The 14,303-nt window shown below is 41.5% G+C and carries 12 protein-coding genes and 1 pseudogene; 10 read left to right on the forward strand and 3 right to left on the reverse strand.

What is annotated here, in order from left to right; all coding sequences use genetic code 11:
- Positions 1–85: 85 nt before the first annotated feature.
- Positions 86–430 (reverse strand): preprotein translocase subunit YajC, encoded by a 345-nt coding sequence (yajC, locus tag RTP55_RS01085; RefSeq protein ID WP_081454568.1) that lies wholly within the window; start codon positions 428–430, stop codon positions 86–88.
- Between the two features lie 346 nt (positions 431–776).
- On the opposite strand from yajC, the gene RTP55_RS01090 reads away from it, so the two are divergent.
- Together RTP55_RS01090 and RTP55_RS01095 are read left to right on the forward strand one after the other, a co-directional pair.
- Positions 777–1,286 carry a hypothetical protein gene (locus tag RTP55_RS01090; RefSeq protein WP_007116693.1) on the forward strand — a complete coding sequence of 170 codons (510 nt, stop codon included), beginning with the start codon at positions 777–779 and terminating at the stop codon, positions 1,284–1,286.
- Positions 1,287–1,513: 227 nt separating this feature from the next.
- Entirely contained in the window at positions 1,514–4,567 is a 3,054-nt protein-coding gene (locus tag RTP55_RS01095; RefSeq protein WP_312383551.1) for a LysM peptidoglycan-binding domain-containing protein, read from the forward strand.
- Between the two features lie 170 nt (positions 4,568–4,737).
- Here the strand turns inward: RTP55_RS01095 and RTP55_RS01100 are convergent, their stop codons facing one another.
- The gene (locus tag RTP55_RS01100) at positions 4,738–5,010 is read right to left on the reverse strand and encodes an HU family DNA-binding protein (RefSeq protein ID WP_099808014.1); all 273 of its coding nucleotides are present in this window, start codon (positions 5,008–5,010) and stop codon (positions 4,738–4,740) included.
- Between the two features lie 448 nt (positions 5,011–5,458).
- Between RTP55_RS01100 and RTP55_RS01105 the strand changes: the two genes are divergently transcribed.
- The 8 genes and pseudogenes from RTP55_RS01105 (at position 5,459) to fdx (ending at position 12,278) form a co-directional block, all read left to right on the forward strand.
- Positions 5,459–6,121, forward strand: a complete 663-nt coding sequence (locus RTP55_RS01105) for a hypothetical protein (protein WP_312383554.1) — start codon at positions 5,459–5,461, stop codon at positions 6,119–6,121.
- A gap of 224 nt (positions 6,122–6,345) precedes the next feature.
- Positions 6,346–6,777 (forward strand): annotated as a pseudogene (locus RTP55_RS01110) (Rrf2 family transcriptional regulator); the annotation flags it as partial.
- A 179-nt stretch (positions 6,778–6,956) separates the two neighbouring features.
- Complete coding sequence (locus tag RTP55_RS01115) at positions 6,957–8,174, forward strand: IscS subfamily cysteine desulfurase (protein WP_312383557.1); 1,218 nt, start codon at positions 6,957–6,959, stop codon at positions 8,172–8,174.
- Positions 8,175–8,275: 101 nt separating this feature from the next.
- Positions 8,276–8,659 carry a Fe-S cluster assembly scaffold IscU gene (iscU, locus tag RTP55_RS01120; protein WP_050324430.1) on the forward strand — a complete coding sequence of 128 codons (384 nt, stop codon included), beginning with the start codon at positions 8,276–8,278 and terminating at the stop codon, positions 8,657–8,659.
- A gap of 108 nt (positions 8,660–8,767) precedes the next feature.
- The gene (iscA, locus tag RTP55_RS01125; protein ID WP_065252641.1) at positions 8,768–9,088 is read left to right on the forward strand and encodes an iron-sulfur cluster assembly protein IscA; all 321 of its coding nucleotides are present in this window, start codon (positions 8,768–8,770) and stop codon (positions 9,086–9,088) included.
- Positions 9,089–9,141: 53 nt separating this feature from the next.
- Positions 9,142–9,774, forward strand: a complete 633-nt coding sequence (locus tag RTP55_RS01130) for a Fe-S protein assembly co-chaperone HscB (protein ID WP_312383558.1) — start codon at positions 9,142–9,144, stop codon at positions 9,772–9,774.
- A 176-nt stretch (positions 9,775–9,950) separates the two neighbouring features.
- A complete protein-coding gene (hscA, locus tag RTP55_RS01135) occupies positions 9,951–11,903 on the forward strand; it encodes a Fe-S protein assembly chaperone HscA (protein WP_312383560.1) in 1,953 nt (650 codons plus the stop codon).
- A gap of 36 nt (positions 11,904–11,939) precedes the next feature.
- The gene (gene fdx, locus RTP55_RS01140; RefSeq protein ID WP_062330444.1) at positions 11,940–12,278 is read left to right on the forward strand and encodes an ISC system 2Fe-2S type ferredoxin; all 339 of its coding nucleotides are present in this window, start codon (positions 11,940–11,942) and stop codon (positions 12,276–12,278) included.
- A gap of 131 nt (positions 12,279–12,409) precedes the next feature.
- Here fdx and RTP55_RS01145 read toward each other — a convergent pair whose 3' ends face one another.
- Positions 12,410–14,278 (reverse strand): SurA N-terminal domain-containing protein, encoded by a 1,869-nt coding sequence (locus RTP55_RS01145; protein WP_062330446.1) that lies wholly within the window; start codon positions 14,276–14,278, stop codon positions 12,410–12,412.
- Positions 14,279–14,303 lie beyond the last annotated feature (25 nt).

Below are 14,303 nucleotides of genomic sequence, written 5' to 3' on the forward strand. Positions count from 1 at the left end.
ACAAGGCAGTACAATATCATAATAGCCAGTTGGCAACTTAACAGAATGCTAGGTCGCCAACCTGACAGGTGAGCTGCATCAGCAATTATTTAAGACTATCAATGGTACCTACAGGCAATACCGAAATGATTGAGGCTCGTTGCACCATCACCTCTTGGGTAGTATTTAATGCAACAACCGCATATTCACCTTGAAGTTTTTTGATTTTTCCCATCAAGCCACCGGCAAATACCACTTCATTGCCTTCTTTAATGGCATCAATCATTTGACGATGCTCTTTGTTACGACGGCTTTGTGGTCGGATAATAATAAAATAAAAAATAGCAAAAAAAGCCAATGGCAATAGCATTTGCATAATGGTGGAAGCACCCGTTCCAGTAGGCGCTGCCGCCGCACCTTCCGCATGGGCAGATTGGATAAATGCTAAAATAGCGGTAAGTAGCATAGTTAAAATACCCTTAAATTGAGATTTAGTCATAAAATGGTGATAAAAACAACCTGTAATGATAACCGATTTAGCCAAATTAATAAATGATTAACCCTTGTTTGCTGAAATAATTCAGCGCTGTAAAAACGATGATTGATTTGGCGATCTAGCGATTTTGGATAGTTTTGGATAATAAGTTCAAAAATTTTTATCGGGGTTATTCACTATTTTATGCTTGATAATTAACAATGACGTAACAATAAAGTTAATGGTTATGCTATGCTTAGTTGTAACAAATTATTTCTTTTAGGGTCAAACAATTGGGTGTTACCAATTGAAGGAAAATCTCATGAGTATCACGTTAAATTTTCAACCGATTGATAAAATCCGAAAGCAAGTAAAGTCAAAACTATGGCTAGGTCTAGTCATCGCGACTTCGTTAACCGTCCCAACGCTGGCAAACGCTGAAATCACCCAGCGTGATATCGACAATTACGGTACTGCGATGGCGGCTGCAGCAAATGCCAAAAGTATTTCGCGCGTTGCAAACCTAGTAGCAGATGATGCATTGATATCTGTGTCGCGTAAAAGAAAAACCACCACCTTAAATAAAAGCAATTATTTAAACCTCTTGCAAAACAACTGGTCAAAAGCAACGCAATATGGCTATGATATACAATTAAATAATGTGGTATTTAGCGGTAACCATGCCAAAGCAGATGCCATAACCACAGAAGTCATCGTCGAAAATAACCTGACGACACGTTTAGTAACAACTTCACGTATTACCTTTGCTGAAAGCGGTAACTCGGTGTTATTGTCTAGGGCGATTAGCCAACTTGTGATTGAAAAGCACTAATTTAGTGGTATTAAAAGTGGTGTTAAACAGGGTGGTGCAAAAGTTTTGTGCCACTTTTTTTATGGATTCTAGTATAATTTCAGCCAATATTTAATTTTACGGGCTTGAAATCACAGCCGTTTTTTTATTTATAATGTCAAATTTTAGCTTATATTCGTTCATAGTTTTACGCTATGGGATGGGTATATGTCCTACATCTAAATTGCAAAAAAGAGCTAGGAATCATCATGTTGCTTTCGATAAGCCATTCATCAAAAAAAACTATCAAACCGTTAAGTTTAGCTATTTCTTCTATTATTTTGGCAGCCTGTAGCAGTGCGCCAACCAGTACTACCAGTCCAGCGGGTAAACCCATGATTGGATCATCCAGTCACAGCAAAAGCACGGTGCGTAGCGCGCAAGAAAATGCAGCGCTACTGGATATGGATAGTTTGGATGAACTGGAAGGCCTGCTTGAAGCCACCGACATGACCATGGTAGAGAATAACGCTTTGTTGGTTCAGCGCTATGGTAATCTGTGGGATAGACTGCGCGTCAATTTTCGTATGAACTCCAACGTGTACGATCCGCGTATTGAAGCGCAGAAAAGTTGGTTTATTAGCCGCCAAGATTATCTAAACCGATTAACAGCGCGTGCTAGCCGCTATTTATACTACACAGTGCGCGAAGCTGAACGTCGCAATATCCCAACAGAACTGGCATTATTGCCTGTGATTGAAAGCTCTTATGACCCCAATGCCAATAGTAACGCTTCTGCTGCAGGGTTATGGCAGTTTATTCCAAGTACAGGTCGTATTTATGGGTTGAATCAAACCAGCACCTTTGATGGTCGACGCGATGTGATTGAGTCAACCCGTGCCGCTTATGACTTTTTGACGGCTTTGTATAACCAATTTGGTAGTTGGGAGTTGGCATTGGCATCGTACAATGCCGGTCCAGGCCGTGTCCAATCCGCGATTAATTATAATGCAGCACGTGGTCTACCAACGGATTATTGGTCGCTCAAACTACCCACTGAAACGATGAACTATGTCCCTCGATTTTTGGCTGTGGCGCAAATCGTCAAAAATCCGAGTACCTACAATGTGTATTTACCCGCAATTGCGAACCGTCAGCATTTTAGAAGTGTCCCTGCCAATGTTGGCGTGAGCTTGTATGAGATTAGTAGTTTGACAGGCGTAAGCTATGAAGAACTGCGTGCCCTAAATCCTGCGTTGATTGCAGGTACGGTAGATATGTCAGGCCCAAGCCGTATTCTGATTCCTAATGATCTCAATGAATCAATTGACCGTAAAATCACCCAATTACGCGGTAATGGTTATATGAGTCAGCAAGGTTATTTGGCAAACAATAGCTATGTCACGCCTAAAACTGTTACACCGACTTATAACACACCGACCACAAACTCTGGCAACCAAACCCGAACTACCACCACAAGTCAGGGTGATTCACTCAGTGCCGCCAAACAAGCCTATAGCAAAAAAGAAACAGTTAATTTGCCATCGTCTAGCAGCGATTTGGCGGCGATGGCAACTAGTATGGTTAAAAACCAAACCACGACTTATATCGCCCCCATTCCTAGTACACCAAGCATCCAAAGCCGCAATACAGTAATCAAAGAACCACCGATTACCGCCACTGAGCAAAAAATAGTGACCGCTGAAATGCAGTCTACCAATACATTACCAACCACTTCAGCCGTTGTTACTGCCAACAACACCGTGGTGCAAGAACCACCTTTATCCAATCAAGAGCGTAACTTGATTGCTAAAGAAATCGAAAAAACCGCACCCCAAGTAGAGCAAGCGATTAACCCTACAGATGGTAATATCAAGCTCAATGCCATCCAGACCCAGCAAGCTATATTAGAAGCCAAAGGCGAAACCAAAAAACTCAGTTACGAAGAGCCGCCAGTGGTGTTGCCAAAAGAGGTCAAAATTACCCAAGCGTCGAGCTTAAATGGTAAAGCACCAAACACGGCGCAAGTGACCACGAGCAAATCCAATACCGCCAGTGAAAGCAATGCTGTCACGGTTAGCAAGCCGGCTGCCAAAAAACGTCCGAGCGGCACACGCAGCATCTATCAAGTCAAAGCTGGCGACACCTTGGCAAATATCGCCAGTCGTATGGGTGTGAATTGGCGAGATATCGCTGAATGGAACCAAATTGACCCAAATGCCGCCTTGCTAGCAGGTTCAACACTTTACTTATACAACGCCAAGCCTATCGAACCCAAAGTAGCAGAAGCGCCAAAACGTAAAGCCAATAGCTATATCGTGCAAGCGGGGGATACCTTGACAGGCATCGCTGACAAGTTTGATCTAAATGTCGGTGAGTTAGCAAAATTCAATAATTTACCAGTAACTTATCAAGTGCGTACCAACCAAAACTTGTGGTTAATTTCAGACAAAATGCCAAAGCCGCCAGTGGCACAGCCAGTAGCGCAAAAGCCTGCCCCTGCTAGAGCTGAAGTGCAACCGGTATCCAGTCGTTATACGGTTCAGACGGGTGATACCTTGTCGGGTATCGCTGATCGATTATCCGTATCGCCCAAAGACATTGCTGATGTCAACGGTTTTAACACCAATTATCGTGTGCAAAAAGGACAAGTCATCATCGTGCCTGTCACAGTTGAAAAGGTCAAATATGCGCTAGCTGGCAAATCGATTAACTACACAGTACGCCCAGGTGATAGTTTAGGTAGTGTCGCCAATAACTTTGATTTAACGGTAGCAGACTTGGCGAAAGCCAATTATCTAAAACCCACAGCCAACTTAATTCAAGGGCAAAAACTGGTTATTCCTCAAGCAGGATTGGGTACGGTGGCTAGTGTGACAGCGACCCGCGAACCTACCGTCAAACGCGACTCTGCAAAACCCGAGAGCAAAAAAGAAACAAAAAAAGAGACCAAAGCAGCCAAAGACGCCCAATCAGAGGATGATAACAAGCTAGCGTTAAACCCAGTAAGTAAATATAGTCATGGTGATGCACAAGGCTATCAAGTAAAATCAGGTGATAGTCTGACAAACTTGAGTGCAAAATATGGCGTTTCTAAAAGTGAGCTTGCCGCTTTAAATAACTTAAAAGGTAATGAGTCGTTGTTGATTGGTCAAAACATCAAAATTCCGAAAACCACAACAACCTATAAAGTCAAAGCAGGCGAAGGCTTAATTTCTTTGGCAGGACGCTTTGGCATCAGCCCTAAAGAATTGGCTAGTTTAAATAACTTGTCACCAACAGCGTCGCTAAAAGTAGGTCAAACCATTACGGTGCCAAGATAGGTTATAGTTTATAAAATAAAAAACCACTGTGTAAAAATAGTGGTTTTTTACTTAAGTTTTTGCCCGGTTTTTATAGTTTAGTTTTTATACTTAGCAAGGAAATAATAGGCAATAAAAAAGCGTATTTAATTAAAAATACGCTTTTTCAGCTATAAAGAGATAAGGGTTAATTAGTTAACGATATCTTTTAAACTTTTGCCTGCTTTAAAGCTTGGGACTTTGCTTGCTGGGATTTGGATTTCTTCTTTAGTTTGTGGGTTACGGCCAGTACGTGCTTGGCGTTCTTTGACACTAAACGTACCAAAGCCAACTAATGACACGGTATCATTAGCTTTCATTGCTTCGCCAATCGTTGCGATAAAGGCATTTAATGCTTCAGTTGATTGGGCTTTAGAAAGGCCACTTTTTTTAGCAATGCTATCAACTAATTCTGACTTATTCATAAGAATATCCTTCAAATTTTTAGGGATGAAAATAAACGTTATATATACAAAGCACACGCTTGGCAATTAATTAGGCTCAAAGCCTTAAGTATCAAGTGCTGCATAAGTAATTATGATTCGATTATAAGTAAACTCCAACGGCTTCACAAGCAGTTTAAGCATAATTTCTGTGGAATTAAGCATTGATTAACGTGTTTTTGCAAAATATAGCGGTTGGCACACCAAACGATAACATTTTATTTCAACAAAAACCGCTAAAAATTGATATATACAGCTATAGTGAGTAAAAGTGGCTAAGAATCAATCTCGCAATGATTTCTTGACTAAGAATCACCGACTGACAGTGTTTTATACCAGACTTACAATAATTAATGTTATTAACAACCTTTTGAAGTTACACTATCGACAAATTACAAAACCCATATTTGATTAATTTTGTGGAAATTTAATGAACGATAATTTTCAAACTTCGACCAATGCCCCAAGCAATATAGCCACGACAGCGCTCAATGTGGTATTAGTGATTATTGAAACCTTGCTGACCCTGTTGCTACGTTTTGATGCAGATCTTCGTAAGACTGTTTATCCTTTAGCCACGACCAATACTGTCGTTCGTATTCACGCTTATATCCCAAACGTCACTTTTTATGTGACTTTTACCGTTAACGGCATTTTGTTAGACAGTCAATTACAGCCTTCTCAGCAGGTCGATGTGACCATCAATGGCTTTACTTGGCAAATCGCCCAGAATTTATTTACCAACCAGCCCAAAGCCATCGAGCAGCTACAAATCCGCGGCGAAGCACAAAAGATGGCAGAGGTGAAGGCTTTTTTACATCAAATTGGTATCAATCAGCTATTACAAGTCATCACAAAGGCAGTCAAAGGCGATAAAGACAAGCAAAAAGTCAAAAAACCTATCAAAACCGATGCTGACTATAAACAACAAGTCGAGGCACTCAATAGCCAAGTCAACGCCGCAAATCTACAAAAAACAGTGCTTGAAGCACAAATTGTAGAATTAAACAGTAAAAATAAATGGATGAAACGCGCGGCAATCGCATTTTTTGTATTATTCATCATTTGTGCGATTGGTTGGGTAGTAAAATAACACCCATTCTCCTATATTACTTTGATAAAAAATTGCTTTGATAAAAAATCGCTTATCATTGAGTAAATAAATCCGAGAAATAAATAAATCCGAGTGTTTTAGTAAGAATTAATCTTGACTAAAAGACTCGGATTTTCATATAATAGCCATACCAACCATAAAACGTGTTTTCACAGCTTACTGTGCTTGAACGGATTTAAATTTTTAACTTAAGTGGGGCTACTATGCGATTGACAACCCGAGGACGCTATGCAGTGACGGCGCTGCTAGATTTGGCATTGCAAGAGCAAAAACATGAATTGGCTGTGTCATTGTCTGATATCGCAAAACGTCAAGAGATTTCTATTTCTTATCTTGAGCAGTTGTTTTCAAAGCTGCGTAAAAAAGGGTTAGTCGTGAGCACTCGCGGTGCGTCAGGCGGTTACCATATTGCCAAACCCATCAATGAAATCTCGATTATGACCATTATTTCAGCGGTTGATGAGTCGGTGGATGCTAGAGCTTGCGAAGGCAAAGGCAACTGCCAAGATGGCGCTATGTGTTTAACCCATGATTTATGGAATGGATTGTCTGAGCAAATTGAAAACTATTTGTCCACCGTGACACTAGATACACTTATTAATCGTCAAATTATCCGTGAAATTTCTGAGCGTCAAATTTTGATGGTTGAAGACATGCAGGATAAAAATCAGTCTGCGGCAAACCCAATGACAGAAGCACCCGTATTACAACGGGCAAAGCATAGCACCACTAAAGTTAGTAATATTAGTAATAATCATTCATTAGCTGATAACAGCAAAACCTTAAAACAAAATTCTGGGGAGAATTTGTTAGCATGAATAAATTAGTCTATTTAGATTATGCCGCGACCACACCAATTGATGAGCAAGTCGCCCAAAAGATGATGAAATACATGACCTTTGATGGCGTGTTTGGTAATCCTGCCTCGCGTTCGCACGGGTTTGGTTGGCAAGCTGAGGAAGCGGTTGAAACTGCCCGTGAGCAAATCGCAGAATTAATCAACGCCGATCCACGTGAAATTGTATTTACTTCAGGGGCTACTGAGTCAGACAATTTAGCGATTAAAGGGGCGGCGCAATTTTATAGTGGTAAAGGTAAACATATCATTACCAGTAAAATTGAACATAAAGCTGTGCTAGACGTCTGCCGTGAATTAGAAACAGAAGGTTTTGAAATTACTTATCTAGACCCACAGCCAAAGACAGGTCTGATCACGGTTGACCAAGTGAAAGAGGCTATTCGTGAAGATACTATTTTAGTGACCCTAATGATGGTTAACAACGAACTTGGCACGTTAACAGATGTCGCGGCAATTGGTGAAATCACACGTGAAAAAGGTATTATTTTTCATGTCGATGCGGCGCAGGCAGCTGGTAAAACTCCGATTGATTTAGAGGAATTAAAAGTTGATTTGATGAGTTTTTCTGGGCATAAAATTTATGGCCCTAAAGGTATTGGTGCTTTATATGTTCGCCGCAAACCACGTGTGCGTCTAAAATCTCAAATGCAAGGTGGTGGTCATGAGCGTGGTATGCGTTCAGGTACTTTGGCAACGCATCAGATTGTAGGAATGGGTGAAGCCTTTGCCATTGCGGGCAAACGTATGGCAGAAGATGAAGCCAGACTGACAAAACTGCGTCAACGCCTTTGGGATGGCTTAAAAGAGCTTGATGAAATTTATCTTAATGGTGACATGAATCACAGTATTCCAAACATCGTCAACATCAGCTTTAACTTTGTAGAAGGCGAATCGTTGATGATGTCATTGAAAGATTTTGCCGTGTCATCGGGTTCTGCTTGTACGTCAGCGACGCTTGAGCCTTCGTACGTATTACGCGCGCTTGGATTGTCAGATGAGCTTGCTCACAGTTCAATTCGTTTTAGTTTGGGTCGCTATACCACCGAAGAAGATGTTGACCATGCGGTTGCTGAGATGCGAACCGCGGTTGAAAAATTACGCGCTTTATCACCGCTTTGGGATATGTATAAAGAAGGCGTTGATTTAAATAGTGTGGAATGGAATGAACATTAATTTGAATTAAAAATTAATTTCCATTAAAAATTTATTCAATTGAATTAATAAGTAAAGATTAGTCAGTTACGTTTGACGTAACCAGCCAAAAGGAAAATGAAATGGCCTACAGTGATAAAGTGCTTGACCATTATGAGAATCCACGAAATGTGGGAAACTTAGATAAAGATGCCAAAAATGTCGGTACCGGTATGGTCGGTGCCCCAGCGTGTGGTGATGTGATGCGCCTGCAAATCCAAGTGGGTGATAACGGTATCATTGAAGATGCGCGCTTTAAAACCTATGGTTGTGGTTCAGCCATTGCATCAAGCTCATTAGTGACAGAGTGGCTTAAAGGCAAAACCCTGGATGAAGCTAGCGCAATTAAAAACAAAGATATCGCAGAGGAGCTAGCCTTGCCACCGGTTAAAGTGCACTGCTCAGTGCTGGCAGAAGACGCCATTAAAGCAGCGATTGAAGATTATAAATCTAAAGCCAATGCTTGATTGATTGTGCGATTCTAAAAGTCTTATTGACTCATCCTCAATAAGACTTTGGCTCAGTTACTTAAAGTGAGTCGCTTAAAGATTGAAATTAGTAGATGGGGTAGTAAAGTGATTGAATTATCAAACGATGCAGCTCAACATGTACGCGATTTTTTACAAAACCGTGGTCATGGCGAAGGTATCCGTGTGGGTATCCGTACCGCAGGTTGTTCCGGTTTAGCGTATGTACTGGAATTTGTTGATGAGCCAGACCCTAACGACCAACGTTTTGAAAGCAACGGGGTTAGTGTATTTGTCGATCCAAAAAGCTTGGTTTATCTTAATGGTTTGAAAATGGATTTTGTCAAAGAAGGTCTCAATGAAGGCTTTAAATTTAGTAATCCAAACCAAAAAGGTGAGTGTGGCTGTGGTGAATCTTTCACCGTTTAGTTTTTAATATTTTTTTTGTCAGTATAGTGATGGCTCGGTAGGGGAAGTTGAAAATGGTTAATTATTTTGAGTTGATGAATATACCCCAACAATATCAAATTGATATCGCCAAGCTTCAGCAGACCCTTCGCCAACTTCAATCTAAGTTCCATCCTGATAACAATCTTGATGCGTCTGTAGCTGAGCAACACCTTTCGCTATCTGCTAATACCGATGGTTTTTTGCCTGAATCAATCGCCAAATTATCCGCACTAAAGCCTGAGCAAGCGTCTGCGATTATTAATGAAGCCTACAATACGCTTAAAAACCCTGATTCTCGCGCATCACATTTGTTGGCACTCAAAGGCATTTCACAATCTATTAACCAGCCGATTCGTGATTTGAACTTTTTAGACGATGCCATGTCATTTCGCATCGATTTAGATGATGCTGATAGCCAAAGTATTACGCAACTTAGCAAAAAACTTACCGAATGGCTAAATAATTATCAACTTGCCTTTAACGAAGTTTATCAAAAAATTGATAACCCAGCTGAAGGTGAGGTTAATGCTGATGCCTTAACCAAACAGGCGATAGATATTATTCAAAAACTACAGTTTTTGGTTAAACTGCAAGCAGATGTGGCAAAAACCACCGATGAATTAGCCCAGCAGAATTTTGATAATGATGATGATCTGTATGTGTAAATCATGATTAAAGGGTAAATCTTTCTAACATTGGTTAATTTATTTGGTTTATCATGTTTTTAATTTATAATACCATCCGTTTTGACTTTCTATAAAGATACAAACTAAGCTAAAGATATAAACTAAGCTGGTTTTATTTTCAAATTATTTTTTCTATTTTTTAATTGGTCCAATTTATGTCGTTATTACAAATCGCTGAACCCAATCAAAGTGCCAAGCCCCATGCGCATCGTTTTGCTTTAGGAATTGATTTAGGAACCACGCGCTCACTGGTAGCGGTAGTGCGTTCAGGCGAGCCACAAGTGATTGGTGATAAAGTTAGTGAGTGTCAATCCAGTGACAATAACGCCAATGACGACAGTCAAATTGCTACTCAGGTAAAAGGTAGCGATTGCCAAAAGCTTTTACCCTCGGTGGTGTATTTTGGTTTAGATGACAATGGTAATCCAGAAACTTTGGTAGGTAGTCATGCTGAAGCAATGGCAGAACAAGCGCCAAGCTACACAGTACGCTCGGTCAAACGGTTTATGGGACGAAGCATCAAGGATATTAAGTTCAATCATCCCTATGAATTAGTCGGTGATGTCGACGTCATGCCAAGTATCCAAACCCCACAAGGTGCCAAAAACCCTGTTGAAATATCAAGTATCTTGTTAAAACATCTGTATGATCGGGCAAAATTGGCATTACCTGACAATAGTATTGTAGGGGCGGTGATTACGGTGCCGGCTTATTTTGATGAAGCACAGCGCCAAGCGACTAAGGATGCGGCTAAATTGGCAGGCATTCATGTGATTCGCTTATTAAACGAGCCGACGGCTGCTGCGATGGCGTATGGGCTGAACCAATCACAAGACGAAGCGTATCATCTTATTTATGATTTGGGTGGGGGCACGTTTGATGTATCGGTGTTAAAGCTCAATCACGGTGTGTATGAGGTGCTGGCAACTGGCGGTAATAGCGCACTGGGTGGCGATGATATTGACCGCTTGATTGCTAATTGGCTGATTCAACAAACAGGCTTGAATCCATCAACCATTGATAACCATCAAAAACAGCTGCTAAACGTACAGGCTCGCACGCTTAAAGAGCAGTTGTCAAAAACAGACCAAGTGACTGCCAAGCTTTCAATCAGCGGTCAAGCTTTTGACATTGTGTTAACCCAAAGCAATCTTCGCCAAATTATCCAGCCTGTCACTGACCGTACATTAGCGGTGTGTGCGCAAGTGCTACGTGATGCTGGACTTGAGACGTCCCAGCTTGATGAAGTGGTATTGGTAGGTGGTTCGACACGAATGCCATTGATTCAGCAAATCGTAGCAGAAACGTTTAATCAGCCGCCACTGTCACGCATCAATCCAGATGAAGTCGTCGCATTAGGCGCAGCCAAATATGCCGACCAATTAATCGGACAACAGCAAAATACGGTGTTGCTGCTTGATGTCACGCCTTTATCCTTGGGGCTTGAGACCATGGGCGGTCTCACCGAAGTGATTATTCCGCGTAACACGCCCATTCCTGTGACCCGTAAACAGGTATTTACAACCTATCAAGATAACCAAAATGGTATGATTATCCATGTGGTACAAGGTGAACGCGATACGGTGGCTGACAATCGCTCGTTAGGACAGTTTAAACTGACTGATATTCCAGCGATGAAAGCAGGATTGGCGCGTATCGAAGTCACTTTTCAAATTGATGCCAATGGTCAGTTAACAGTTTGGGCTAAAGAGTTGACAACGGGCAAAGCAAGCCAAATTCAAGTCAAGCCATCTTACGGGTTGTCAGAAGATGAGCAGGAAAAACTGCTCAAAGCAGGCTTTGATTTTGCCATGCAAGATCGACTGCAGCGTAGCTTGATTGAAAGTCAGGTAGAAGCAAAACGAGAATTATTGGCGCTAGCATCTGCGCTTGCAGAATTTGGCTTTTTATTAACCGATGAGCAGAAGAATACGCTGCAAACCTCGATGGCTGATGTTCAACAGGCAATTGATGGTGCTGAACAAGCCCAGTTAGAAACAGCGAGCGCGCAGCTAAAAGTTCATAGTGATGATTTTGCTGCACTTATCATGAACCAAGCGGTCAATGAAACCATGAAAGGCACTTCAACCGCGGATTGGTCAAATTAATTTTGAATACATAAGACTATTAATTAAGAGATTGCTATGCCAAAAATTACTGTATTACCGCATCACCAAATTTGCCCCACTGGCGCAGAGATTGAACTCAATGAAGGCGATAATCTATGCCGTGGTTTGCTAGAAAAAGGCGTGAAAATTGAGCATGCTTGTGATATGTCAAAAGCTTGTACTACTTGCCATGTTATCGTGCGAAAAGGCTTTAATAGCTTGGAGGAAATGGATGATATTGAAGCTGATTTGTTAGATCGCGCTTGGGGGCTAGAGCCAAATTCGAGACTATCTTGCCAAGTCATCATCGACGATAAAGATTTGACCATTGAAATTCCAAAATATACCATCAATCACGCCTCTGAAAATCATTAATACCCACCGATAAAAAAAGGCTTACTAATCATGGTTAGTAAGCCTTTTTTGATGGCGCTACGTATTGCTAAACACTCGTTATTGCTAGAACAAGGCGCTGACTTATTCAGCGCATATGTATTAATAGCATATTATGGCGTAGCAGTCTGCGGTTTAACCGTGACTTTAGTGATGGATTTTAGGTATGCTAAGTAATCCTCAAACTGGGACTGACCGATAGTTTCGCGCACGATTTGGGCAGTTTGTTGTTTAACTTGCGGCGTGATTTGGGCGTTATCATTAGTGATAACACCGCCAACAATCACGCTCGCACCCGACATAGTAGGCCGCGTCATGACCGCTAGTTGATTGTTAACAGCAGGTTGACTAAATGCCACACCACGCTCGTCATCGCTCAGTTTGCTGTCTTGACGAGTCACAATCCCCAAATCTTGGAATGGGGCACCCGCCGCCGCAATTGAATTGGATTGTTTGACTTTGGCAGCGATGGCATTGGCCTCTGCCACTGCTAAACTTTTTGCTTTCTCTTCAATAAGTTTGGCTTTAATAACCGGCTCGGCTTCTGCTTGTGTCATGAGTTTGCTAGTGCGGTGATTGGTTGATTGTAACCATACCACTTTATCAGAGACATCTATGCCGACTGATACACTGCCTTCTTGCAGCGCCAGTGGCTCAAATGCTGCCGCTACAATAGCAGGTTGACTCAGTGCAGAGGAGTTATTGGTTTTAGGGTAGTTTTTAATCGATTTGGCGGTTAATTTATAGCGATTGGCAAGCTCGGTGATAGTAGCGCCAGCAACTGCGTCATTATTGATTTTACCAATCAAATCTTGATAGGCGGCTTCACGCTTTTGCGCCATAATTTGTTCGGTTAATACAGGCGTCAAGCTTTCAATGGTTGGTGGAGTTTGACCATTGATTTTTACCAATTTGAATAAATGATAGCCATAGTTGGTTTTGATGGGGCTCGTGACTTGACCGACTTTTAGGGTCTTGATTTGGGTCATGATGGTGTCATAATCATTGGGGAACATCGATTGGGTAATCGGACCGATATTGCCGCCATCATTTTTACTGCCTTCATCTTGCGAGTACTGTTTGGCAAGTGCCGCAAAATCCGCTTGATTGGCATCAAGTTTACTTTTTAATGAGGTTAAGGTGGCTTGTGCTTGACCACCATTCATCAAAATCATTGCCAATTCGTATTCGGTCTGGTTGTTGCTATTTTTCAAATAGGTTTGATACTGTTGCTGCAATTCCTGAGCCGTTGGGGCAGCAACAGGCAGGGCATTTTTATTGAGCTCTAAATAAATTAAATCCACCATCTCACTAGATTTAAGTGTTGCTTGATTTTTTTGATAATAACTTGCAATCTCTTGCGGCGTCACTTGTACCTGCGGCGCAAAGCTGTGCCAGTCCAAACGCAGCACTTGCACAGGGCGCGACTCAGACAGCATTGACATAAGTTTATCAATACTCCCTTGCGCAAAAATCCCTGTATTAATGATACCGCGGCTAAAGGCAGTTACCAACAAGTCTTGACGAACCGAATCAAATAATTGCTCTTTGGTCATACCGCGACTGGTTAAATAGTTAGCAAACAACTCGTTAGAAAATTTTCCGCTGGCGTCTTGAAAGGTTTTTTCTGCCATCAACATTTGGGTGATAGTGGCGTCCGACACAGTAAAACCAAGCTGGTTGGCTTGGTTGATAATCAAATAACGGTCAATCAAATTGTGCAGCATTTGCTCACGTAATTTATCGCTATTAATTAGGCTTGCATCGCCATTCACTTGCTCAAGCAACGTTTCGCGGCGCTTGTTAATCATATTTTGCAAGGTAGCATTATCGATATTTAACTCTGCAACTTTGGCGACAGCATTGGGGTCATCGCCGCTACGGACAATTGACTCAAACCCTGTGATGGCTAAAGGAAGTAAAAAAAGAACGAGCAAGGCTTTGCCCATCCAACCTTTCAAAAAATTGCGTAAAGATTCCATATTGCTCACTTGCAGTTTAGATGGA

Source organism: Moraxella sp. CTOTU47579, from assembly GCF_032004885.1.
In the GTDB taxonomy this organism is placed as follows: Bacteria; Pseudomonadota; Gammaproteobacteria; order Pseudomonadales; family Moraxellaceae; genus Faucicola; species Faucicola tetraodonis.

Coding starts and splice junctions, on each gene's coding strand:
- RTP55_RS01115 (WP_312383557.1), top strand. CDS start 6,957: ATGAATAAATTAGTCTATTTAGATTATGCCGCGACCACACCAATTGAT.
- fdx (WP_062330444.1), top strand. CDS start 11,940: ATGCCAAAAATTACTGTATTACCGCATCACCAAATTTGCCCCACTGGC.
- hscA (WP_312383560.1), top strand. CDS start 9,951: ATGTCGTTATTACAAATCGCTGAACCCAATCAAAGTGCCAAGCCCCAT.
- RTP55_RS01105 (WP_312383554.1), top strand. CDS start 5,459: ATGAACGATAATTTTCAAACTTCGACCAATGCCCCAAGCAATATAGCC.
- RTP55_RS01095 (WP_312383551.1), top strand. CDS start 1,514: ATGTTGCTTTCGATAAGCCATTCATCAAAAAAAACTATCAAACCGTTA.
- RTP55_RS01090 (WP_007116693.1), top strand. CDS start 777: ATGAGTATCACGTTAAATTTTCAACCGATTGATAAAATCCGAAAGCAA.
- RTP55_RS01145 (WP_062330446.1), bottom strand. CDS start 14,278: ATGGAATCTTTACGCAATTTTTTGAAAGGTTGGATGGGCAAAGCCTTG.
- RTP55_RS01100 (WP_099808014.1), bottom strand. CDS start 5,010: ATGAATAAGTCAGAATTAGTTGATAGCATTGCTAAAAAAAGTGGCCTT.
- RTP55_RS01130 (WP_312383558.1), top strand. CDS start 9,142: ATGGTTAATTATTTTGAGTTGATGAATATACCCCAACAATATCAAATT.
- iscU (WP_050324430.1), top strand. CDS start 8,276: ATGGCCTACAGTGATAAAGTGCTTGACCATTATGAGAATCCACGAAAT.